14 protein-coding genes and 1 pseudogene are annotated in these 23,689 nt (G+C 62.5%); all 15 read right to left on the reverse strand.

All coding sequences use genetic code 11. The annotated features are described in order from the left end of the window. Positions 1-317 precede the first annotated feature (317 nt). The 15 genes and pseudogenes from CFB35_RS26535 to CFB35_RS26610 all read right to left on the reverse strand — a co-directional run bounded on the left by CFB35_RS26535 (position 318) and on the right by CFB35_RS26610 (position 23,675). The gene (locus tag CFB35_RS26535) at positions 318-1,460 is read right to left on the reverse strand and encodes a DUF2827 domain-containing protein (protein WP_089465749.1); all 1,143 of its coding nucleotides are present in this window, start codon (positions 1,458-1,460) and stop codon (positions 318-320) included. Positions 1,461-1,710: 250 nt separating this feature from the next. Further along, entirely contained in the window at positions 1,711-2,217 is a 507-nt protein-coding gene (tssJ, locus tag CFB35_RS26540; RefSeq protein WP_059575458.1) for a type VI secretion system lipoprotein TssJ, read from the reverse strand. Positions 2,218-2,237: 20 nt separating this feature from the next. Next, positions 2,238-4,064, reverse strand: coding sequence for a type VI secretion system baseplate subunit TssF (tssF, locus tag CFB35_RS26545; RefSeq protein WP_089465813.1), 1,827 nt, complete (start codon positions 4,062-4,064; stop codon positions 2,238-2,240). A gap of 23 nt (positions 4,065-4,087) precedes the next feature. After that, on the reverse strand, positions 4,088-7,651 hold the full coding sequence (locus tag CFB35_RS26550) for an ImcF-related family protein (RefSeq protein ID WP_226094233.1): 3,564 nt from the start codon (positions 7,649-7,651) through the stop codon (positions 4,088-4,090). Then, complete coding sequence (locus CFB35_RS26555) at positions 7,599-8,897, reverse strand: hypothetical protein (RefSeq protein WP_179231792.1); 1,299 nt, start codon at positions 8,895-8,897, stop codon at positions 7,599-7,601. The genes CFB35_RS26550 and CFB35_RS26555 overlap by 53 nt, the downstream gene beginning before the upstream one ends. Next, a complete protein-coding gene (locus tag CFB35_RS26560; RefSeq protein ID WP_081059280.1) occupies positions 8,897-9,157 on the reverse strand; it encodes a PAAR domain-containing protein in 261 nt (86 codons plus the stop codon). The genes CFB35_RS26555 and CFB35_RS26560 overlap by 1 nt, the downstream gene beginning before the upstream one ends. An 89-nt stretch (positions 9,158-9,246) precedes the next feature. Further along, the gene (locus CFB35_RS34645; RefSeq protein ID WP_143328760.1) at positions 9,247-9,912 is read right to left on the reverse strand and encodes a hypothetical protein; all 666 of its coding nucleotides are present in this window, start codon (positions 9,910-9,912) and stop codon (positions 9,247-9,249) included. Beyond that, positions 9,876-12,245, reverse strand: a complete 2,370-nt coding sequence (locus CFB35_RS26565) for a hypothetical protein (protein WP_306427104.1) — start codon at positions 12,243-12,245, stop codon at positions 9,876-9,878. Before CFB35_RS26565 ends, CFB35_RS34645 begins: the two co-directional genes overlap by 37 nt. A gap of 76 nt (positions 12,246-12,321) precedes the next feature. Continuing rightward, positions 12,322-14,510, reverse strand: a pseudogene (locus CFB35_RS26570) (DUF2345 domain-containing protein). A gap of 816 nt (positions 14,511-15,326) precedes the next feature. Next, entirely contained in the window at positions 15,327-17,441 is a 2,115-nt protein-coding gene (locus tag CFB35_RS26580) for a phosphocholine-specific phospholipase C (RefSeq protein ID WP_059575473.1), read from the reverse strand. Positions 17,442-17,483: 42 nt separating this feature from the next. Next, on the reverse strand, positions 17,484-17,687 hold the full coding sequence (locus CFB35_RS26585; protein ID WP_089465750.1) for a hypothetical protein: 204 nt from the start codon (positions 17,685-17,687) through the stop codon (positions 17,484-17,486). A 326-nt stretch (positions 17,688-18,013) separates the two neighbouring features. Beyond that, positions 18,014-20,014: an acetyl/propionyl/methylcrotonyl-CoA carboxylase subunit alpha gene (locus tag CFB35_RS26595; protein WP_059575477.1), complete on the reverse strand. Its 2,001-nt coding sequence runs from the start codon at positions 20,012-20,014 to the stop codon at positions 18,014-18,016. Between the two features lie 36 nt (positions 20,015-20,050). Then, the gene (locus tag CFB35_RS26600; RefSeq protein ID WP_059575479.1) at positions 20,051-20,836 is read right to left on the reverse strand and encodes an enoyl-CoA hydratase/isomerase family protein; all 786 of its coding nucleotides are present in this window, start codon (positions 20,834-20,836) and stop codon (positions 20,051-20,053) included. Positions 20,837-20,854: 18 nt separating this feature from the next. Then, positions 20,855-22,462, reverse strand: coding sequence for a carboxyl transferase domain-containing protein (locus tag CFB35_RS26605; protein WP_059575480.1), 1,608 nt, complete (start codon positions 22,460-22,462; stop codon positions 20,855-20,857). A 31-nt stretch (positions 22,463-22,493) separates the two neighbouring features. Further along, positions 22,494-23,675 carry an isovaleryl-CoA dehydrogenase gene (locus tag CFB35_RS26610; RefSeq protein ID WP_059575483.1) on the reverse strand — a complete coding sequence of 394 codons (1,182 nt, stop codon included), beginning with the start codon at positions 23,673-23,675 and terminating at the stop codon, positions 22,494-22,496. Positions 23,676-23,689 lie beyond the last annotated feature (14 nt).

Below are 23,689 nucleotides of genomic sequence, written 5' to 3' on the forward strand. Positions count from 1 at the left end.
TTTTCACGTTTCAAACGATATTATTAAAATTCCATGCGGAATCAATCTTCATTTAATCAATAATACCAACCTCAATTATATGAAGATTATGGATTGAAACATGTTTAACAATCTTTCCAACTTGTTAACCTATAAACTTGTTTTTGACGGACTTCCCTCGGAGCCGTCAATTTCGTGCCTTCGAAAACCGTCGAACCGATCGCGTTCGGCGGTTTCTTTTTTAACGGCATGATTTCGTCAGACATGAGGGCGGGACAAACCCGGCGGTGGCAGACGGCGCGCGGGCCGCAACGAACCGGTACCGCGGAAAATCGGCTTCAGGCAGCCGTCGCGCCGATCAGGTTCGCGAGCAGCGCGTCGTACTCGGCGACGAGCGCCGGATTCGACGACGTGTAACGGCCGAGGATCTCGCGCTGGCGCCGCGTGTACGCCTGCCAGTCGTGGTCGTGCGTATGCAGCGCGCGCAGCAGCGCATCGGCGCCTTGCTGCACGTCGTTGTCCGGATAGTAGTAGCCGAGATCGGGCGCGAGGCTCGCGTTGTGCACCAGCGGATAGCCCTGCCAGCACACGTCGAAATAGAAATAGTTGAGCGGGTTCGACCACTGGTGCGACACGACGATATCGGTCAGGTCGGCCAGGAACAGCGGCGTATCGAAACGCCCGACGAAGCTCGCCTTGCCCGCGCGCACGATGTCGAGATAGTTCATCAGCATCACGAACTCCGGGCTGTCGTGTGCGAGGCGATCGGCGTTCGTCACGTGCGTGAAGCAGATCGCGTCCGGGTCGCGGCGATACGCTTCGTCGATGATCAGCATCGGATACACGCAGAACTTCACGACGTTGTGGTTCGGCTCCATCACCGTGAGCCGCTTGCCGGGCTCGCTGCGCGGCCGGTATTCGCCGTGCTCGGGCAGCGACTGCGCGCGTTCGGTCAGGAACATCGGATCCCACACGAACGGCACGACGCGCCCCGGGCAGCGGCGCAGCGACTGCAGGAACGGCAGCGACGACGGCGCAATCTGCGGAATTGCCCATACCTCGTCGTAGCCGCGGTTGATGAACAGCGAATCCCACAGCCGGCGGCCGAACAGCATCGACTCCATCGCGTTGATGTACTCGACGCCGCAGCAATAGCTGACGAGCTTCACGCCGCGCGCTTTCAGGTAGGCCGTCTGCTCGCCGTCGATTTGCCCGCCAAGCTCGATCATCACGTCGAGCGCGTCCTTCATGTCGGCGAACGCGCGCGTGTCGTACATGCCGCGATCCCACGGCAAGGCGTCGGTCAGCGGCACGTCGGTCGTGTTGACCAGCGTCACGCGGTAGCCGTGCGGCGACGCCATCAGCAGCTTCGCGAGGAACAGCGCGTTCTGCTTGATGCCGTTGATCCACAGGCTTTCGTCGGGGGCACGCAATCCGATCGTGATGCCGATGCGCAGGCCGGTCAGGACAGGAGACGTCATCGTCGGCAGGATGGAAAGTTGAACGGGGATGGCATGGCGCAGTGTAGCGCGCGAAGCGCCGCCTGCGTCAAGCGGCGGCAATCCGGCATTCTAGCGGAGCGCCGGCCGCACACTGTCAGGGATGGTCAGCGGCCGGTCCGGAGCGCTTTTCAATGGAAGAAGAGCCCGTTGTGCGCCAGACATGGCCGAGTTAACTCTCACCATCAGGGATTCCGTCGCCGACGATCAAGCTCCCGAAACCGCACCTCGTTCATGGAACCAGCTCCATCCGATTGCCCGTCACGACCAGCTTGACGGGATCGGATTTCTTCCATTGCGATTTCGGGATCAGCAGTTGCCATTCGGCACCGGCTTGGTTACGGAAGAATCCCGCGACACCGACAACTTGCGCATCATCCGCCATGGGCGCCGACAGCTTCACCGTGGCGCCAGGCCCGAGCGTGGTTTCCATACTGCCGAGCAGATCGGCCCTCAGTAACGCTCTATCGTCATCGAGCAACTGGGCGTAACGCGCTTTTTCGAAGACCTTCGCGTCTTTCAGCTGGTAAACGCGCACCACAACCGGTAATGATTGACCCTGCTCATTTTCGTTGAGCGCGGAACGACTTTCGATCACCAGATTCATCTGCTTGACCTTCGCGACGAATACCGCGCGCGTCGTATCGACCGCCGTATCCATCACCGACTGCCACATGCCGCAGCCGGACATCGCCGCGACCATCAGCGCACCGACCGCTACCAGTCGAATGCTTCGCATCCTCCGATGGTTTCTCGGTATCACAACCAGTCTCCCTTCTTGCTCACGCACGGATAGCGCCGAATCGGCCCCCCGACGCCTTCGTACAGAACGAGCCGCACTGCAAAGTGGCAACACGCGTAGCGGCCTACGAAGCGGCTGAGTACGTCGCCGAACAGCGCGACGTCGCCCGGCCCGGCGAAACCCGACGGCTCGATACCTACGTTCACATTCACGATGCGATCGACGCGCATACCCACCCGTTCCGTTTCCTCGTCGAGCCACACGTAATGGATCGCCTCGATACGTCGCCGGTTATCGTCCTGTCGCGTCCAGTCGTACAACGACAGCGCGCCGCGCAGCACGTTCGCGTCCATCATGTTCAGCTCGGTTGTGCCTGCCGCGTTGAAGTGAGAAATCACCCGCCAGTCATAGTCGCGTCCGCGCGGCGGATACAGCGGCATCGTCGGGGCCGTCAGGTTGCATACGCGCTCGACACCGTTAAAGGTCGAAGCACGCGTGGCAATCGTCGATTCACGCAGGGCCATGCGCGGCAATCGGCCATTGTTTGCCAATACCCGGACCGTCACGTGCGCGTCCGGCAAGCTGCCCGGCTCATCCCATGGATGCCCGCCCAACGTCACGACCATCTCGCGCTGGCCGGTCACGCCTTGCCGAATCGACGCGTGGTAGTAGCGATCCGGCGATTCGTGCCGCATCATCCCGCCGCGGTGACGGAATTCCTTGATCGACCGATACGCGTATTGATTGGCGGTGCGCGGATCGGTCGCCACGACCGACAGCGCATCGTAGGGCTCGACGTGCTCGCCCGCCGACCGGGGAGGGAGCACCGGATAGTCGCGATCGTGTCCGTTGGGCCGGATTGCCTGCGCGTCCAGTTCGAACAGGTTGATCACCGGCGTGCAGAACAACCGGATATTGTCCGCGCCGAACGTGGCGTCACCGGGTATCCGATCCCGGATCACGATTTCGAATTCAAGACGCGTTTCGCCCGGTGGCACACTCGCCGCGTCGAAACCGCACAAGTCGACGAAGTGGAACTTCTCGGGGAACGCGAAATATTCGAGCATCGTCTGCTCGCGATCGAGAGCGGCGTCGCGTGCGTCGTGATCGACCGGCCACAGTCGCTCCTGTGCGCCAAAGCCGGCCGCCTCGAACTTCATCGCCGGACGCGGCTGTAGCTGGCCGTCGAGCAGGCGCGGCATGCGCACGCCGATCGACTCGACCTGGCGCGTGAACACTGCGTACAGCGCGGATGCGGTCGGCCGGTCGCCATGCAGGTAAAGCCGGATACGTGACAGGTCATCCAGCAACCGCTGCTCGCGGTGCAGCAGGTCGAACGCGAGCCGAATCACCGTGTGACCGTCCTCGCGCATACGCGCACCCGCCTCGCGCACGCCGAGCGGCAACAGGCTTACCGCCTGAGTGGTCCGATAAACGCATATCGTCCCGTCCTGGCCGACCGGTGTCGAATGAACCTGTAGCCCCGGCGGCAACGTATCGAGAATCCGCGCCTCGCCGGTGCGGGGCATGCACGCAAGGATCGCCAGCGACGGAATCGTGCGACCCGCATGCGGCCAAAGGTGGTCGATCAGCGGATCGGTGATTTCCGAATAGGCGTCGTCGAGCTTCATGCGCAGCCGGCTCGTGAGGAAAGCGAAGCCCGCGTAAGTCTGCTCGACACTGTCGTGGAGTGCACCGGGCATCATCGTCATTCCCACACGGCGGGCGCCTTGCGGCTGTTCCTTCGCAAATTCCCGCGCCGCTTCGCGCAGGTAGCGCATCTCGGCATCGAAGTAGCGCAGGTACGGATCGTCCTCCGCGCCGAAGCCAACGCCTTCGGGCATCACCGGTTCGTTTTTGCCTTCACTCATGGCTGGAGATCCTGTGGCAGCGGCGGCAGGAGCGGCATGGTAGACACGACACCGGCGTTGCCGACGATGAAAATGCGATCGGGCATTCGGAATCCGCGCAGTTTCAGCAGGCCAATCGGCCCGGCGCCGACCTGTGTGCGCAGCACATACGAAAGCGGCTCGCTGCTCCCGGTGTTCCACGTGAGCCGATAGCGCGTGCTATCAAGCTGCTTGACGTCCGCCTTGCTCAGCAGACGCAGGAACGCCCAATCGCCGGTCGAATCAAACGCCTGCCGCAGGCCCGCGTCGAGCGTCTGCCACGTGAGCCCCGCGTGTCCGTTCAGGCCATTGCCTGGCCACGCCAGCGGCGTCCAGCGTTCCTGCTGATTGAAATAGACGATCTGCTTGCCGTCGATCGACAGTTCCGAGCGTGTTACCTCTGGCGTCGGCAGGGCCATCATTTCGAATTTCTGTCCCGCGTCGCCCTGCAAGTAGAGCTGCGCGCCCACCGTCGACAGCTGCCGGACGGCGCTCAGGAATTTCGGGTCGAACTGCAGCGCCTGCGGCGCAAACTCGTTCGGCGCCCAGTGATCGCCCTCCAGCTTCATCACGCCGGCCAGTTGTGTAGTGACGAAACGCGAAATCAATCCGGTGTCGGGCCGAACATAGCGGCCAAGCTCAGCGAAGGATGCATCGGCCTGCGTATCGAAGAACGGATAGCGGCCGCTCATCGCCGCGTTGAAGGGCGCGGCAACGCTGGCTCGCCATGCGTCGTTCAGGCTCGCTGCGGCCGGCTGCAGAATCGTCTGCCATGCGGCCTCGAGCGGCTGCGCAAACACCGCATCGCCAAAACCCGCCCATGCCGCGCCCAGACTTGCGGCCGTCAGCGCCGCGTCATCGCGTGCTTGGGACAGCTCCGACAACTTCCCCTGGAACACCGCCTGCGCGAGCGAACGCGCCATCGCCTGCGCATCCGGACTGCCGGAAATCTGCTGCAACTTCAGCCGCATCGTCGTGACTGCCGTCAGGTAGCGCGACAGGCTCACACCGGTCAGCGCGATACCGGCCGGCAGAGCGCTCTTCGCGTTTGCAGCGGCCGGCGACGCGCCCGTGTCGCTCATCAGCATGAGCAGCGGACCGAACGGCTTGTCGAGCGGGCTGACGACGGCCGCCCCTGCCTGCTCGTCCGTGCCGATCAGGTCTTGCGCCTTGCGCATCAGCGTGTCAACCAGCGCCTGCGACGGGCGGCCCGCCTGGGCCTGATATTGCACGGATTTCATCAGCGCGATCAACGGCGAGGTCTGTGCATCCGCGAGCCGCGAAAGCTGTGCCACCGCACCGCCGAGATTGGATGCCGGCTGCCATTGCATACTGTTGAGCATGCGCTGCCACGCAACCGTGTACTCGTCAAAATAACGCGCCGTCAGCCGCTGCTTCAGTTCCTCGGCGGGCGCTTTAGACCGGATCATGTCGGCCGCGCGCGTGTGCCCCGTCGTCCGAGACGGCTGCGTGCTCGCCAACACCCAGTCGCCACTGCTTTGGTACTCCCCGGCGGCCTTGTCGATTGCCGCGGCGATCATGCCGTCCCACGCTGCGCGCGTATAAATCCCCGGCACCGTCTGCGACGCGGTGAACATCCCACGTGCATCGGCGCCATTCAGCAGCGTCTCGAGCGACGCGTCGGCGTACTTGTTCTCGACGTCGTCAATAATGCGCCGGTAGACCGTGTCGTCGGCTGACGCGAGTCCCATCTGCGTCACCAGCATGTTGCGAGTCGCTGTCACGACGCGATCGTCCGTCGCAATTCGCCATTCCGGATGCGCTTTCAGATGATCGGCGTAAAACGCTGCGAGCCGTCGGCCGATATCGTCACGCTCGCCCGAAGGCATTTCCGGCGGCCTCTTCCACAGAGCTGTGAGTTGATGCTTCAGAAATGCAGATTCGGCGCGAGATGGATCACCGAGCATCAGATAAGCCTTGAGCGCATTGTAGGTACTGCTGCGTGCGTCCTGTGATTGAAGGCTGTCGGCGCGCATCCGATCGGCTGCCACCAACAGCTCGCCGATCGTTTTCACAACAGGCGCCTGCAAGTTGCGAGTCGCGGCGATTCGGTACGGTTGCCACAGACTGCCGAGAACATCGGCATTGTGCGACAGACCCGCGCGCAGATACCACGGTGCGCCATGCCGTTGCCGGTATTCGAGCTTTTCGATCAACTGTTGCAGCGCAAGCTGCGCGCGCAAGGCGATAGCGGTTTGCGGCCGTGCATCGACCGCTGCGCGAGCCGCCGCTTCCGCTTCGCGCATGAGTTGCCGGTTGCCGACGAACGATATGGTCATCCATGCGCACCACGCTATCGCCGCAACTGTCACGCCTATCGCCAGCGCATCCGGCCAGTAGAAGCCCACCCGCTGGCCAATGCGTCGCCGACTGGCGATTGCGCGCCACGCGGGTAGCAGTGCGGCCGGTTGCGGCGGGAAATCGGTCGGGAGGGTCGGCGCCGTTGCGCTCGCGCCCGCAGCAATCGGCACCGGCGTCGGCATGGTGGCTGTCGTCGCGAATACGGGAGCGAACATGACGCCCGTCAGCGGCGCGCGCGCCCAGTGCGAATCAACGAGCGCCTGCCAGCCGGCGACGATTTGCTCGTGCTGCTTTTCGATGTATTGCGAGATTTCGGCTAAATATGTGATGCGTGTCGATGCCGCACAAAGCCGAACGCCCGTGTCCGCCGTACTACGCTCGATCGCAGCGAGTTGATCGCGTAAGACGAGAAGCCGACTAGCACCGACCACCGGCTCCGGAAATGCGCCGATCGCATCGAATGCTTCCGGGCGGCCGTTCGCCGCGGGCACTGGATGCAGGAACGTGACAGGCGCGGCCCAGCCGATGTCCGCGGCAAGCGTGGCGAGTGCGCGCGGCAGTTCGCTAACGCGCTCGTCCGCATGCGTGACCTGCACGACGCCGTCGACAGGCCGTCTGCTCCGCAGCTTACGGATCTGCCGACGCCACACGCCCGCGTCGATGTCGTCCGGCGCCGCGTGCACGAGGATCACGTCGCCGACGGGCATCGCACCCGCGCACTTCAGGCCCGGCGCGACCTGATCGACCAGCGTGTCAGCGCCGCTCACCATCAGCCACGGTGATCGGTATCGCCAGCGCCGGCCCTGCGATACCCGTAGTTCCTCGACCAGACGTTGCAGACGCGCATCGCGTTTGAACTGCCGTCCCGTCGTTGAAGCAGCTTCCTTCTCACCGGTTTGCAGACGAAACAGTTTGGCTGCGCCCGCATATGCGCAAGTCGATATCGCCATCAGATGAATGATCACGATGACAACCAGCAATACCGGAATACCGATCAATGCCAGTGTACGAGGCGTGCCATCGGGGACGCCGAGGCGCTCGCCATGGAACCAAACCAGCACGAGCGCTGAAACGGCAATAACCAAGACGGCAAGAGGCAGCCCCCAGACTGCGACCCGGCTCTGAGCGTCGTCGGTTAAGGCCGCTCTAGGCTGCGTGTTTTGTAGATTATTTTTGGATATCGACATGCGGAGAAGCCGTTTGATCTCGAGGTAAAACATAGAGGATGGCCAACTGCGAGCCATCGACGACGAGTTGCGGTCCGTCACTGGCACCGGACTCGATCGCCGCGGCGATCGCCAGCAGACCGTTCGCTGCCCGCATGTCGCCAACAATACGATCCAACCGACTCTGCGCAGCGTCTTTCGCTGCAACCACAAACCCGGCGGCGTTCAACGCGCGGTCACAGTTTTCAACCGGCCGCGTTATCCACGCGCGCGTCACCGAGGCGGCGTCGGCTTTGCCCCAGATCGCGGAATTCGCGAAACCATATTCCGGTTCGGCGGAATCACCCGCAACGGGCCTATGTAGCGCAGCCTTTCTACGGACCTCCTGCGGAAGCCCGAAATAGCCGGCATCAAGCAACGCGGCCACACATCCCTCGGCAAGGCTCTCGTCGATGTCATCGTCGTACCACGTCGTAGCGATGACGAGGAGCGGACGGGATTCATGCGCGTCGAGCCATACATCGGCCACAAGCAACGCGTCGGCAGCCGGAACGGCCTGGACTTCCAAGGGCGGAAACGCCACCAGATGCATCGCGGCACGAACCTGGGTCAAACGCACGTCCGCGATGTCCGACTCGGCCAATACGCGCACTTGAGGCCAATATGCCCTTTCGTATCGAGTCAGTGCCTGAATGCTTTCAGCGAGAGGCTCAAGCGCAACGCGAATCATCTGCACCACCGGATCGGCCTTCTTCGGTACGGCAGCAGTTGGACTTTCCTCTTCATCCGCCATGGAGGAAGCGTCCAGCGGCGGATCATTGGACGGGGCGTCCAGTAGCGGGTCGTTGTCCTCAAAGCGATTGCACAAAACCTTTCCTGAACCGTGCCGCGGGGCTTGCACCTTCATGATGGAGCGTTTCCCTATCAGAACATCGGACAGAGATGTCCCACCAAGTGGCAGGCAATAGCCTGCGTCGAGTACATAAAGCGGTCGCTGCGCAAACCCGATCTTTTTCGCAAGCCAGCGGTCACGATGATGGTTGCGCCAGTATGCGCGATACCATAGCCCCTCGTAGCCTGCGCGGCCAAAGCCGAGCAGGACCAGAAACAGTCCGTTGGGTACCCCACTAATCAAGCCCCAAAACCTAAGGCCGCTCGCGGGCTCGCTTTTCGGCCACGCCAGCAAAATGACCACCGGGCCGAACACATTACACACGAACCAAGTTAATGCCCACGGCCTGAAACGCATCCTGGCCGGATACGCGCTGGGGCGTCCGGCGGGAGAGAGATCGACCGGCATTACTCGAAGTGGACGTTCGGTAGCGACGAAATCAATCGACAACCGCACGTGCAGCGATGGCCGTCCAGCGCGAACAACTTCTCATCGCGATCGGGATACTTGTCCGCGCCCTCGTCGATGACGGTCGGGCCATGCAGGTCGCAGGTCGCATCGTCGCCTTTACGTGCAAGCGGCCTGTCCATGAACGTCGTCCACGGCGAGCCGCTGGTAACTTCACCGCCATGTTCGAGCTTGTCACCTTTGCGAATAGGAGATTGCATATACTGGCTATCTAGTTGAATAGGGATTTTTGGAGTTTCCAGCACACCGCGTACCGAAGCTCAGGGACAAATTAATCGCGGATGACAATCTATCGATCCCCGTCGTCTCTTTCAGGAGCCGTCGATCGCAATGCAACAACTTCAATTCCGCCAAGCGCCACCGGAATTCGATCGATTTCCTTCTTGTCAAGCCTCTGCCCCACAATTTCAAACGAGAAACATGGGTAATGTATTGCGTCAGGGCATATTAAGAAATAATCAGGAACAGTCAATCTCTCTCGATCGCCATATATCGAATCAACGTAGGCAATGGTTCCATCCCATCCCCTTCCTTCATATTTCCTTTGCCACACGATATTACGCACATATCGCCCCCCAGAATCTTCCAAAGCAATTTCGTCGACCGCGGTGGTGTTATTCACAACACTTGAACCCGACACACCCGATTCAGCCATAAAACAACTAAACGACAGCTTCCCGCGTATAGCCCTCTTATCCAGCGCCATCACAAGATAAAAATCAAATGATATGATTTCATTATTTACACCCACCGAAGAACCGACTACCTTTGACGATATACTCTCGCCGAGAACATATCCGCACCGATTTTTCAACAGAGATACATTATCCCGATAATTGACATGACCAGTAGAAACCGACTCACCATTCGCGGCCCCACCGAGCCCCAAAAAAGCCAACAACATCCAAAAAATATTTCTCACGGCAACTTCCGTCTTGTGAAGTTTTCCGGCCACGTTAGATCTTCCTGATTTGGCCCCTTGAAAATCGCAATATCGGTCAAAACCATTAACGCATTAGTCAGCGACGTCGATCGATCTACCAGACCATTCATGTTTGGTGGGTTTTTTCCCGTAGCACCCGGATAGTTCACTGCTGCAGCACAATTCGCAAAGGATTGGTTGTAATACCACACCTTAATTCCGGCGTTTGTTCGAATTACCCTTCTTTCGTTCACACCCATCTCATCTGCATATTTATTTGCACTATCCACCCGCGGTCGAGACGGATTGTTCACCGTAGGCATCGATTTCCCAGACCAAACCCAATAAGCACCTGCACTATGACTCGCATGATAAGCATCTCTTGCAACCTCATTTCGCCACTGCAACTCCTGCGCCCCCGGCGGCAGAGTCGGGTGTCGACCAATAAATTTAAAATATTTATAGTAGTTATTATTTCCGCCGCCCATATTTCCGTTAGGATTTGTCAACTGCAAAAAACCCCGACCAAACCAACCGTTGTGCAGGTCTGTTGCACTATCATTGCGATTCCCTTCCGCAAGATAGCGGAACCACCCTGTTTCTTGTGTGGCATTTGCTATAAAACACGCCTGTCGAATAGGGGTGTCAAGCTTGAACTTCCTCATCGAATCGTTCAAACCCAACCCAAACCTATCAAGCAAAGACGAAGCGTGATCTGGATTCGGTGACTCCCATACTCCTTGAGATGGGGAGTTATGTGAGCCTGGCTTTCTAATAACATGATCCGGTATAAGCTGGAGCATCTCCCTCTTACCAAGCCATCCACATTTCCTGAAATGCCGAATAAATTCGAGCGGATGAAAATACCAGAGCTTCTCTTTTGCTAGCGATTCCTCGGATGGCAACCTGTCAAGAAACTGGACTTTTCCGAGAAATTCAATAAACAAGGCATAGCCATCCGGGTTGGTATCTTTCTGCTTGCCAAAGAATCCATCTGGTTCATTCAGACCTCGATAGCGATCGTCGTTGTCCGACGGATCCCACTCGCTGCGCGCGTTGAACACCAGCCCCCTGAGCTTTGTGCGCACACCCTCTGCATTCCGCACATAGCCAGCGAGCAGCTGATTGGCACTATCGTTGTTGTTACCGTCGTATTCGAGCGGCTGGATCATTCCGAACGTTGCCTGTGGATCAGTAACGCCGGTCAGACGACAAAGCTCATCGTATCCGCATAACCCATCCCGATTAAACGGCGTATTGCTTTCGTCAACTTTTTGCCAGCCCTTGAAGAACGGAAAGTCGGCATCCGACAATTTGATGATCTTGTCGGCAGCGATGTTGACATATCCTTGCGTCCCGTTCTCGTCGATTGGCACCGCTACCCAAGTAGCAAGGGCCTCCCCCGTCACCACCGTACGTGAAAGAATTCGCCCAAAGCGCAGCATTTCATAGCCATCGCTCGGACACTCTGAATAAAGTGCTACCGCTCGATCATACAGGTCGTACTCATACTGCCCTGTTTCTCCGTCGTACGGGTCAGCAACCGGAACATTTGTAAGCAGAATAACGTTGCCGCTGCTACCACGGTCGATCCACGCGCATGTGTAGCGCCGCCCCTTGTTGAACCATGCTTCCACATAAAGGATGTCTTGTTCACCAATTGAGCCGCCTGGCAGACGCGGAAACCAGTCGTCCGCCATACCCGCGGGCTGCGCGATAAAATCATGTGGTCCCTTAATGACAAAATAGGAATGCCCCCAGTAGTCACTCGACGCAGGCTGAACAGGATTCCTCTCACCCAGTTGAACCTTGTGGCCGTCCTGATCAAACCAGGCTGTAAAGTCGGTGTCCGACATGAAAACTTCAAAATGCAGATGCCGCACTCCCTGGTGCTGACCGACATAACCGAGCATGTCCTTGCGGTACACCTTCTTTGTGCCGCCCAACTGAACGATCCCGTCTTTGCCGCCTGCCGTATCGAGCAACCATTCAGGCAGGGCATTCATCGATCCCTCTGCTGGCGGATTGGTCGGCTGAGGAGCAAGCCGCTCCTGTTCCGTCATGTCCAGCAAATGCATATATAGTGAGTAAAATGTAATCGCTCGCCCATGTCCTGTATCGGTCTTATGTCTGAGCAAGACAAATCCAGCATTCGAGTTCAGCAACGGTTGTCCAGTCGGATCTTTCGCGCCATCAGACAAAGCGCTTTTGCAAACGCGATACGCGACCACATCGCCATCGGCAATTGCGCGCACCGGTTCGTGCTGCTCGCCCGGATCCAGATGAATGCCGCAGTGAAAGCGCCGGTCGAAAGCAACGGGATAGACTCCATGATGACCAATCTCGAACTGATCGACGACATCCATCATAGGGTCCGTCTTCGACGCATCACTAGACGTCGTGCCCGATATGGGCAGGAAGGGAGGGCTGATGATCATGGCTTCAGTGGGACGACGAGTACCGGTCAGAAATCTTCAGGCTCGTCTGCGGTAGTGACGGCAATGGTGTTGTGACGTTGTCCGGCCCCTGAAACGAAAATGACGCCGCCTTTATCGTGAAGGCGCCGGGACAGTGAAATGTCATGTTGCCATTTTCGATTACGAGCGAAGCACCACCGCTGTTGAGCGTGATCTTCGACTTGGCCGACACCTGGACGTCCGCACTTTGGCTCGCGACGCGCATCTGCTGTTTCGCGAACAAATCCATCCCGTCCGTAAGCGCCGCCATCATGACCTTGCCCTTCGCCGCGACAAAATTCAGTCCAAGCTTGTGCGCGCACAGCGAGATCAGGTCCCCCGCCACCATGCGCAGTCGCTTGACGATGCTCACGTCCATATCCCGGCCTGCGGTGACGATCACGTTCTCGCCCGCCGAGTGCTGCGTCGATTTCGCTGTCACGAACGCCATGCCGCCAGGTGCACTCGCAAGCAGCCCCGCGTCGCGAAGCTGATTCAGGCCATCGAGCAGCGCCGCTTGCGCCGCACGGTCCGCAGGGTCGGCCTTGGCCTGCGTCGTCGCTGCCGCAAGGTCCGTTACGCGCTGCAATGCTGCCTTCAGCTGCGCAATCGCGGCAGGCATATCGAGATGCGGCGTCTCGGAGCCGGCTGCCGCGTCCGCCGACAAAAACAACCCCTTCGGCGCGCGCACCGCGCCCCAGTGCTGCGTGGTCAGTTCGAAGCCCTCGCCGCGCTTGTGCTTCTCCGTGTCGACCAGATAGCCCATGTTGAGCGACGACTTCCCGAACACCGTCGCCAACCGAACGCCCTCGTGATTTTTCAGGTCTTCGAAGCGCAGCTTGTTGCCAAGCAACGGTGAACGGAACACGGCACGGCTATACCAGCCCTCCTTGCCATGCACCAGATCCCGCCGGGCGTAGTCATGAACCGCCCCGGCAATCAGCAACCGATCGCAATTGCCTTGCGTCGGGACAATGCGCACCTCCGTTCTTGGCAATAAGGGGATGTGCAAGCCACCCTGATACGACGCGGACGCGCGCAGCAGGCGCAACGGCATGCTGTTCGTGCCGCGCTTGCCGCTGTGCCGGGTGAACAGGAGCCTGACGCGATAGCGGCCATATTCGTCCATCCATGCGTACGGTTCGTCATCGACGGACTCGACCACACCGATCAGCATCCCGGTGATCCATCGCCAATGCCTTTCAGGAACGTATTCGGGCCGATAGGTCTGATGCGCCGGGATTGCTTCGAAGGTATTGATCGCCGACTGGCTGCGGCTACCGGTCGTAACGAGCTTCGTGATCACGATCCCGTGCGGCGCCTCGGGCACTACGTCATTGGTGATCCGCACCACCATGCCAGGCGTCATACCGATCACGTTACTCGTGCCCGCGAGCCGCATCTGCCGCGTGCGCAGTTCGTCACGCCGCGCATCAGCCAGCGCCTGCCCCTCTTCGATCGAATGGAAATGCTCGATGCCGCGGTTCACGCTCCCATAGACCGATCGATCGTCGTCGGCCACGACCGATTCGACCTGCAACGGATCGTCGGGGATGCGATAGTTGTGGTCCCATTCGCGTACCGTCTGTGGCACCAGCGCGCGCGTGGCTTCCAACGTCAGAATCGCCTCGTGCCAACTCGTCAGGCCGGAGTGCGGCAGCAACGGCACTACTTCCCGTCAAGCCCTTCCAGCTCGAACTCGACGTCGAAGGACTGGAACAGACTGCGATCGACGATCACGTCGGTGAGCAACTCGCGCAAGGATCGGTCGAGAAACACGGCCGAGTCGTGCACCGATTCGAGCAGCGCGAACCGCGGCTTCAAATGAAGCTGATAGGTTGCCTCGTCACGCGTGGTCTTGATTCGCGTCCACTGCGTGACGACGCCGTGCACCGTGCGAGCGGTGTGACGCACGGGGTCGATCAATCCCGGCAGGGACGGCACCGATGCATGCTCGTCGATCGTGAAGATCGCCGGCCGCCCGACGGTGGCCGCGCCGTCGATATGCTTGTCTGGAGACGTGACCGTGATGTCGGCCAGAAACGGCGTGTTCATCGCCTCAGTGAGCGTGAATTCGAACACGGAGAGCGCGGAAGCAAGCGTCGCGATCTCGAGATGAAGAGACTGGGTAACGATCGCGCTCGGGTGTTGGAGCACGTCCTGAATGGTTCGCATGGCACCGTTGCATGACGGGTTACATACATCGGCACGCCCCATTTGCTACAACCTCAGGGATACGATGCCGTCGAATTTTCCCGAGTTAAGCAAATTTTCATAATGAAATCCATGAGACAAATACGAAATTTGAAAATCAAATCAACGACAAGAAAATTAGGTTTGCGAATCGTTAAAATCTCACAATTTTTCGTCAAGAATGCAATATCAGAATATTCCGAGAGAAATCCATGCGATGATTTTTATTTCAATGGAATTACTGGAAAATTAACGAGCACCGAAAGTTGGGGGCTGGTACCTGCTGCAAAGCAACACGTCCAACATCACGCAGCACCGGTTCGCACAATCCGTCGCCCCTAATCGCTCTGCCGGTATGTCGTCGAGCGGCTGCTCGAAGGATCTGACTGGCTGCTCGCGCAAGATATCGGCCGGCGGGCGTTCAACTCGGGCGTGATCACGTTCCGGCGCACCGAACGTAACGATGCGATGCCGCGCGACATGATGACCACGATCGCCGCACGGCAGGACAGGTCGAGCGTCTATGCCAGCGATGGCAACCCGCTGCATTCCTGCGCGCGATGGAGCGCGACGGGCGGTTGCACGGCGAAGGCGTGGCCGATCTCGTCAGCCTCGACACGCCCAGGCTGTTTCGCCGTGCGGACCGCTACATCGAGCATGACCAACGGATGTGGCCCGCCACGCGCGCGGACGATGGCGCACGACGGCGAACCGCCGCACTGAAGCCGCCGCTTCGGAATCGGAAACGCAAACTCCCGCGCCGGGTGGATTCAACCAGCCGGCGCGCGTCGGTTACCGTCAGATCGCCGCGATCGTCGGCGTCACGGCGGCCGGGTCGGTGATGCTCGGCTTACCGGTCTCGACGTGCCCCGCGATGCGGCGCACCCAGCCGGCATTGCCCGCCACCGCGAACTGCAGGTCGTACCAGTGGCTGCTGCACGACAGGTCCCAGTGCGCTTCGACGCGCTGCCCGGCCGGAATCGTCAGCGTGCGCGCCGCGCCGCCGTACGCGACATCGGTCGCCGTGACCGTGAGCGGGCTGGCGCCCGCATTGGCGATCGTCACGTAAACGTCGCCGTTCGCGGTGTCATAGCACGGCGTGATTTCAGGCTTGGCAGCGGCATCCGCGGCAGCCGAACCCGCGAAACGCCGGAAATAGCCGTTCGGCCCCCACACGCTCACCAGGTAGTTGCCGTTCGCATCGAGCGCCCACGTATCGGTCAGCTGCTTGCCCGCTTCGACCGTATAGCGGCGCGGCATCGCGGACAGGTCGCCCGTGTAGACCCAGAAGTGCGCGCCCTGCGTGCCGGTATTCGCGAACGTCAGCGCGTAGCCTTGCGGCTGCAACTGGCCGGTGACATGCAATTCGTACGGCAGCGCGCGCGCCGGCCGCGTGCCCGGTTCCTGCGCGGTCACGACCTGCTGCGCGGTGCTGGCCGGCGCGGTCTGCGACGACGCGCGCGAGCATTGCAGATCCGCCTGCGCGACATACGCCTGCGTGTTCGGCAGGGCCGGCACCGTCGCATCCGATTTCGAGAAGTCGAGCGCCGACGTCAGGTCGCCGCAGATCGCGCGGCGCCACGGCGAGATGTTCGTTTCCATCACGCCGAAGCGCTTCTCGATGAATTGCAGCACCGACGTGTGATCGAACACCTGCGAGCAGACGAAGCCGCCCTTCGACCACGGCGACACGACGAACATCGGCACGCGCGGGCCGAGGCCGTACGGCAGGTTGTCGGCCGTATAGGTGCCGGCTTGCGTGGCGGTCACGACGTCGTGCCGCTCGAGCGACACGTCCACCGTGCTCATGCCCGAGCCCGGCAGCGTCGGCGCAGACGGCGGCACGACATGATCGAAGAAGCCGTCGTTCTCGTCGTACATGACGAGCAGGACCGTCTTGCTCCACACGTCCGGGTTGGACGTCAGCGCATCGAGGATCGTCGACAGATAGTACGCGCCGTACAGCGGCGTGAACTTCGGATGCTCGGAATACGCGGCGGGCGGCAGCAGCCACGACACCTGCGGCAGCGCATTCGCCTGCACGTCGGCCTTCAGTTGCGTGATCGGACGCGTGCTCATCCCGCGCGTCTGCAGCGACGAACCGGCCGGCGCGTTCACGAAGTTGCTGAAGCACGCGAGCATGTTCGTGCCGTAGTTGCCGGTGAAATTGTCGAACCCGGTGCCCTGCTGGTAGATCTGCCACGAGATGCCGGCTTTTTCGAGCCGTTCCGGGTAGGTCGTCCAGTTGAAGGGCGGGAGCTGAACCTTGTCGAACTGATTGTCGATATAGTCGGTGTTGTCGAGCAGCGGGCCGCCGCCCGTGCCGAGCGGATCGACCATGCCCGTCATCAGGTACATGCGGTTCGGGTGCGTGTTGCCGGGAATCGAGCAGAAGTAGTTGTCGCACACCGTGAACGCATCCGCGAGCGCGTAATGGAACGGGATGTCGTCGCGAACGTGATAGCCCATCGTCATGTTCGACTTCTGCACGGCCCACTGGTCCGCGCGGCCGTTGTCGATCGCACCGTGCGTCGTCGCCCACGTATGCGGGAGGCCGCCGATACATTGCGCGTTGACGCCCGGGTTGGTCGTGTCGTAGCGAAACGGCGCGATCACGCTCGACTTGTCTTCCTGACGCGGCTGGAACCACACCGGCTTGCCGTTCGGCAGCGTGACCGGGAAGCGGTCGTTGTAGCCGCGCACGCCGCTCAGGTGACCGAGGTAGTGGTCGAACGAGCGGTTCTCCTGCATGAACACGACGATGTGCTGCACATCCTGGATCGTGCCCGTCACGGTGTTCGGCTCGATCGCCAGCGCCTTGCGGATCGATTCCGGCAGCAGTGCGGTGGCGGCGGTCGCGCCGGCGAGGCCGGCCGAGAACTTCAGAAAGTCGCGTCGTGAATGAGTGGCCATGCTGATTGCTCTTGATGGGATTTCTGGTGGAAACGGCCGGTATCAGGAAGCAGGCGACGAAGCAGGCGCGGTGAAACCCGGCGGGCACCGCATCTGCACGGTGGCGACCACGGCGCCGCCGCACGCGACCTTCTGCTGCGCGACGGGCGCGGCGGGTGCGGTCAGGTCGTCGTTGCAGGCGCCGAGGACGGCGGTCAGCGCGATCAGACCGACGACCGCGAAAGGCCGTAGGGCCGACGTTCGCATAACGGTTCTCCGTGGGGATGATGACGTGACGCGGCGCGAACCCGCGCCGGTCATATCGACGCCGAGATGCTATGTTCGACTTGTTACACGATGGTGTCGAGTGGAGGGAAGATCGACGTGCGCGCAGCGGACGGCACCCGATGGTGTGGGAGGAGCAGCGAAGGTCGTAAGGCGTTCGAAAGACTGGCGCGAATCACGCGTCCTGCTTCATGTGTCGGCGCTATCGAAGCCGCGCAGTCCAGACGACGGGCGTACGGCGAACCGCAACGCATTTTTTGCGGGCCGGCCGCGACGGCAACCGGCCCGCGCACAAGGGCAAGGCCGGTTCAGCCTTCCGTCATCGTCAGCAACTGCGCGCCGTCGGCGACCTGGTCGCCGACGCCGTACAGCACTTCCGCGACGACGCCTGCGCTCGGCGCGCCGATCGTGTGTTCCATCTTCATCGCTTCCATCACGATCAGCGGCGTGCCGGCTTCGACCTTCTGGCCCGGCTCGACCAGCACCGCGATCACCTTGCCGGGCATCGGCGCGGTCAGGCGGCCGCCGCCGTGCTCCGCGTCGCCCGCATGCGCGAGCAGGTTGCGCCATTCGAACGTCTCGGCCGCGCCCTGCGTGAACACGTGGAACGTGTCGCCGTCCGCATACACGCGGCCGCTGCTGCGCACGCCGCCGAGCGTCACGTCGAAATCGAGCGGCGTGGCGCCGCGCGTCCACGCGAACGGTTGCGCGGCCGCGTCGCCGATCGCGATGCGCGTGCCGCCGCCGTCGTCCTCGCAGGTCACCGTCACGTCCGCTTCGCGATCGGTCGCATGCCATTCGAGCGTGCGGCGATAGCCGCCGTTCAGCCGCCAGTTCGACAGCGCGCGCCATGGCGACGTACCCTCTTGCGCGGCGGCATCGCGTTCGCGTGCGAGCAACGCCGCGCAAGCCAGCGCGAGCGCCGCACGCGGCGGTTGTTGCGGTGCGAACAGCGCATCGTGGTTGCGCTCGATCAGGCCCGTGTCGAGATCGGCCGTCGCGAACGGCGCGCACGCGACGATCCGCTGCAGGAACGCGGCGTTCGTATGCAGGCCGACCACCTCGCACGCACGCAGCGCACGCAGCATCAGGCCCAGCGCTTCCGTGCGGTCCGCGCCGTGCACGATCAGCTTCGCGATCATCGGATCGTAGAACGGCGTGATCGCATCGCCTTCGCGCACGCCGCTGTCGACGCGCACCGCCGCTCCGATGGCGAACTCGACGCCGGCCGGCAACCGCAGATGCTTCAGCGTGCCCGTCGACGGCAGGAAGCCGCGCGCGGGATTCTCCGCGTACAGGCGCGCCTCGAGTGCATGGCCGTTCACGCGCAGTTCTTCCTGCTTCAGCGGCAGCGGCTCGCCCGCCGCGACGCGCAGTTGCCATTCGACGAGGTCGAGCCCCGTGACCATCTCGGTCACCGGATGCTCGACCTGCAGGCGCGTATTCATTTCCATGAAGTAGAACGATTCGCCCGTCATGATGAATTCGACGGTACCGGCGCCGACATAGCCGACCGCGCGCGCGGCCGCGACGGCCGCTTCGCCCATCGCCTGGCGCACGTCCGGATGCAGGCCCGGCGCCGGCGCTTCCTCGAGCACCTTCTGGTGGCGCCGCTGCACCGAGCAATCGCGGTCGAACAGGTACACGGTATTGCCGAGCGTGTCGCCGAACACCTGCACCTCGACGTGGCGCGGGCGCGTCAGGTATTTCTCGATCAGCACGCGGTCGTTGCCGAAGCTGCTCGCGGCCTCGCGCTGGCACGACGCGAGCGCCGCCGGGAAATCGTCGGAGCGCTCGACCACGCGCATCCCCTTGCCGCCGCCGCCCGCGCTCGCCTTCAGCAGCACCGGATAGCCAATCGCGTCGGCTTCGCGATGCAGGCTGGCCGCGTCCTGGTCGTCGCCGTGATAGCCGGGCACGAGCGGCACGGCGGCCGCGTGCATCAGCGCCTTCGCGGCGGCCTTCGACCCCATCGCCGCGATCGCGTCGACCGGCGGCCCGATGAACACGATGCCGGCCGCTTCGCATGCGTGCGCGAAATCTTCGTTCTCCGACAGAAAGCCGTAGCCGGGGTGAATCGCCTGCGCGCCGGTCGCGCGCGCGGCTTCGATGATGCGCTCGACGCGCAGGTAGCTGTCTGCCGCGGCCGAGCCGCCGATATGCACGGCCTCGTCGCACGCGGCCACGTGTTTCGCGTTCGCATCCGCGTCGGAATAGACGGCGACGCTCGCGATCCCGAGACGTTTGCACGTCGCGGCGACGCGGCACGCGATTTCGCCGCGGTTGGCGATCAGAATCTTGTCGAACATGGCTTCGATGTCGTCCGGAAGGTTGGGGTCACGCGATCATTCACGCCACGACGGCGCACGCTTGTCGAGGAAGGACGCGATTCCTTCGCGCGCTTCCGCGCCGGCGCGGGTCTTCGCGATCCAGTCGGCGGTCTGCTCGATCAGCATCGCGTCGAGCGGCCGGCCGGCCACGTCGGCGACGAGCCGCTTGCACGCCTTCACCGCGTCGGGGCCGTTCGCGACGAGCGTCGCGGCCAGCTTCGCGACCGTTTCGTCGAGCGCGTCGGCCGGCACCGCGTCGTGAATGAAGCCGAGCGACGCCGCGCGCGCGCTGTCGAACACTTCGGCCGTCGTGAAGTAGCGGCGCGCCGCGCGCTCGCCCATCGCACGCACGACGTACGGCGCGATCGTCGCCGGAATCAGCCCGAGCCGCGCTTCCGACAGGCAGAACTTCACGCCGTCGGCGGCGATCGCGATGTCGGCCGCGGCGACGAGGCCCACGCCGCCCGCATACGCGTCGCCGTGCACGCGCGCGATCACCGGCTTGCCGCAGCGATAAATCGCTTCGAGCATCCGCGCGAGCTTGCGCGCATCGGCGCGGTTCTCGTCGTCCGAGTAACCGGCCATCTTCTTCATCCAGTTCAGGTCCGCGCCCGCGCAGAATGCGGCGCCTTCCGCGGCGAGCACGATCGCGCGCACGCCTTCGTGCGCATCGAGCCATTCGAACGCGGTGGTCAGCTCGGCGATCGTCGTCTCGTTGAACGCGTTGCGCACGTCGGGACGCGCGAGCGTGACGGTCGCCACGCGGCCGGCCTCGCTTACCTTGATCGTTTCGTATCGCATCGGTCTGCCTCCCGGGCGTTACATGCGGAACACGCCGAAGCGCGTGTCGTCGATCGGCGCGTTCATCGACGCAGCGAGGCCGAGCCCGAGCACGTCGCGCGTCTGCGCGGGATCGATCACGCCGTCGTCCCACAGCCGTGCGCTCGCGTAGTACGGATGCCCCTGGCGCTCGTACTGGTCGCGGATCGGCTGCTTGAATGCTTCCTCTTCTTCCGGCGACCATGCGCCGCCCTTCGCCTCGATGCCGTCGCGGCGCACGGTCGCGAGCACCGACGCCGCCTGTTCGCCGCCCATCACCGAGATGCGCGCGTTCGGCCACATCCACAGGAAACGCGGGCCGAACGCGCGGCCGCACATCCCGTAGTTGCCGGCGCCGAACGAGCCGCCGATGATCACCGTGAATTTCGGCACCTTCGCGTTCGACACGGCCGTCACCATCTTCGCGCCATGCCGCGCGATGCCTTCGTTCTCGTACTTGCGGCCGACCATGAAGCCCGTGATGTTCTGCAGGAACACGAGCGGGATCTTGCGCTGGCAGCACAGCTCGATGAAATGCGCGCCCTTCACGGCCGATTCGGAGAACAGGATGCCGTTGTTCGCGACGATTCCGACCGGGTGGCCCCAGATGTGCGCGAAGCCGGTAACGAGCGTCGTGCCGTAGCGCGCCTTGAATTCGTCGAATTCCGAATCGTCGACGATCCGCGCGATCACCTCGCGCACGTCGAACGGCTTGCGCGTATCGGCCGGGATCACGCCGTACAGGCTCTTCGCGTCGTAGCGCGGCGGCTTCGGCTCGCGAAGCTGAACCGGCGACGCGATCTTCGGCGCGAGGTGACCGACGATGGTGCGTGCGATCGACAGCGCATGCGCGTCGTTCTGCGCGAGATGGTCGGCCACGCCCGACAGGCGCGTATGCACGTCGCCGCCGCCGAGATCCTCGGCGCTCACTTCCTCGCCGGTCGCGGCTTTCACGAGCGGCGGCCCGCCGAGAAAGATCGTGCCCTGGTCCTTCACGATGATCGACTCGTCGCTCATCGCCGGCACGTAGGCGCCGCCGGCCGTGCACGAGCCCATCACGACGGCGATCTGCGCGATCCCCGCGGCCGACATCGTCGCCTGGTTGTAGAAGATGCGGCCGAAGTGGTCGCGATCGGGAAACACGTCGTCCTGGTTCGGCAGGTTCGCGCCGCCCGAATCGACGAGGTACACGCACGGCAGCCGGTTTTCCGCGGCGATCTCCTGCGCGCGCACGTGCTTCTTCACGGTGATCGGATAGTAGGTGCCGCCCTTGACCGTCGCGTCGTTGCACACGATCACGCATTCGCGGCCGGCGATGCGGCCAATCCCGGTGATGACGCCCGCGCCCGGCGCGTCGTCGTTGTACATGCCGTTCGCCGCGAGCTGCGAGAACTCGAGGAACGGCGCGCCCGGATCGAGCAGTTGCGCGATGCGATCGCGCGGCAGCAGCTTGCCGCGCGACAGGTGCTTGTCGCGCGCGGCCTGGCCGCCGCCCTGCGCGAGCTGTTCGATCTTCGCGCGCAGGTCGGCGACGAGCGCCTCGAGCGCCGCGGCATTCGCGCGGAAGTCTTCCGAACGCGGGTTCAGTTTCGATTCGATGATCGGCATCGACGGGGCTCCGTTCGCGTGACGTGGGGCGTTACATCGTTTCCGCGAACAGCTCGCGGCCAATCAGCATCCGGCGGATTTCGCTCGTGCCGGCGCCGATCTCGTACAGCTTCGCATCGCGCCACAGGCGGCCCACCGGGTATTCGTTGATGTAGCCGTTGCCGCCGAGAATCTGGATCGCCTCGCCGGCCATCCACGTCGCCTTCTCGGCCGTGTAGAGAATCACGCCCGCGCAGTCCTTGCGCACCTGGCGAATGTGGTCGCTGCCCGCCGAGTCGAGATGGCGGCCGACCGCGTACAGATACGCGCGACACGCCTGGAACGTCGTGTACATGTCGGCGACCTTGCCCTGGATCAGCTGGAATTCGCCGATCGCCTGGCCGAACTGCTTGCGGTCGTGGATGTACGGCACCACGGCGTCGAGGCACGCGGCCATGATGCCCGTCGGGCCGCCCGACAGCACCGCGCGTTCGTAGTCGAGGCCGCTCATCAGCACCTTCACGCCGCCGTTCAGCTGGCCGAGGATGTTCTCTTCCGGCACCTCGACGTCCTGGAACACGAGCTCGCCCGTGTGCGAACCGCGCATGCCGAGCTTGTCGAGCTTCTGCGCGACGGAGAAGCCCTTCATCCCCTTCTCGACGATGAACGCGGTGATGCCGCGCGGGCCGGCTTCGATGTCCGTCTTCGCATACACGACGAGCGTGTCGCAATCGGGGCCGTTGGTGATCCACATCTTCGTGCCGTTCAGCACGTAGCGGTCGCCGCGCTTGTCCGCGCGCAGCTTCATGCTGACGACGTCGGAGCCGGCGTTGGGCTCGCTCATCGCGAGCGCGCCGATGTGTTCGCCCGACACGAGCTTCGGCAGGTACTTCCGCTTTTGCGCGTCGGTGCCGTTGCGGTGGATCTGGTTCACGCACAGGTTCGAGTGCGCGCCGTACGACAGGCCGATCGACGCCGACGCGCGCGAGATCTCCTCCATCGCGACCATGTGCGCGGTGTAGCCCAGGTTCGCACCGCCGTATTCCTCGGAGACGGTCATCCCGAGCACGCCGAGATCGCCGAACTTCTTCCACAGATCCATCGGAAACTGGTCGGTGCGGTCGACCTCCGCCGCGCGCGGCGTGATTTCCTTCGCCGCGAACGTCGCGACGGCGTCGCGCAGCATCTCGATGTCTTCACCGAGCATGAATTGCACGCCGGGCAGGTTGATCATGTCTCCTCCGTCTC

This window comes from Burkholderia sp. AU16482, from assembly GCF_002223285.1.
Classification (GTDB): Bacteria; Pseudomonadota; Gammaproteobacteria; order Burkholderiales; family Burkholderiaceae; genus Burkholderia; species Burkholderia semiarida.

Coding starts and splice junctions, on each gene's coding strand:
- CFB35_RS26535 (WP_089465749.1), bottom strand. CDS start 1,460: ATGACGTCTCCTGTCCTGACCGGCCTGCGCATCGGCATCACGATCGGA.
- tssJ (WP_059575458.1), bottom strand. CDS start 2,217: ATGCGAAGCATTCGACTGGTAGCGGTCGGTGCGCTGATGGTCGCGGCG.
- tssF (WP_089465813.1), bottom strand. CDS start 4,064: ATGCCCGAAGGCGTTGGCTTCGGCGCGGAGGACGATCCGTACCTGCGC.
- CFB35_RS26550 (WP_226094233.1), bottom strand. CDS start 7,651: ATGTTTTACCTCGAGATCAAACGGCTTCTCCGCATGTCGATATCCAAA.
- CFB35_RS26555 (WP_179231792.1), bottom strand. CDS start 8,897: ATGCCGGTCGATCTCTCTCCCGCCGGACGCCCCAGCGCGTATCCGGCC.
- CFB35_RS26560 (WP_081059280.1), bottom strand. CDS start 9,157: ATGCAATCTCCTATTCGCAAAGGTGACAAGCTCGAACATGGCGGTGAA.
- CFB35_RS26565 (WP_306427104.1), bottom strand. CDS start 12,245: ATGGATGTCGTCGATCAGTTCGAGATTGGTCATCATGGAGTCTATCCC.
- CFB35_RS26580 (WP_059575473.1), bottom strand. CDS start 17,441: ATGGCCACTCATTCACGACGCGACTTTCTGAAGTTCTCGGCCGGCCTC.
- CFB35_RS26585 (WP_089465750.1), bottom strand. CDS start 17,687: ATGCGAACGTCGGCCCTACGGCCTTTCGCGGTCGTCGGTCTGATCGCG.
- CFB35_RS26595 (WP_059575477.1), bottom strand. CDS start 20,014: ATGTTCGACAAGATTCTGATCGCCAACCGCGGCGAAATCGCGTGCCGC.
- CFB35_RS26600 (WP_059575479.1), bottom strand. CDS start 20,836: ATGCGATACGAAACGATCAAGGTAAGCGAGGCCGGCCGCGTGGCGACC.
- CFB35_RS26605 (WP_059575480.1), bottom strand. CDS start 22,462: ATGCCGATCATCGAATCGAAACTGAACCCGCGTTCGGAAGACTTCCGC.
- CFB35_RS26610 (WP_059575483.1), bottom strand. CDS start 23,675: ATGATCAACCTGCCCGGCGTGCAATTCATGCTCGGTGAAGACATCGAG.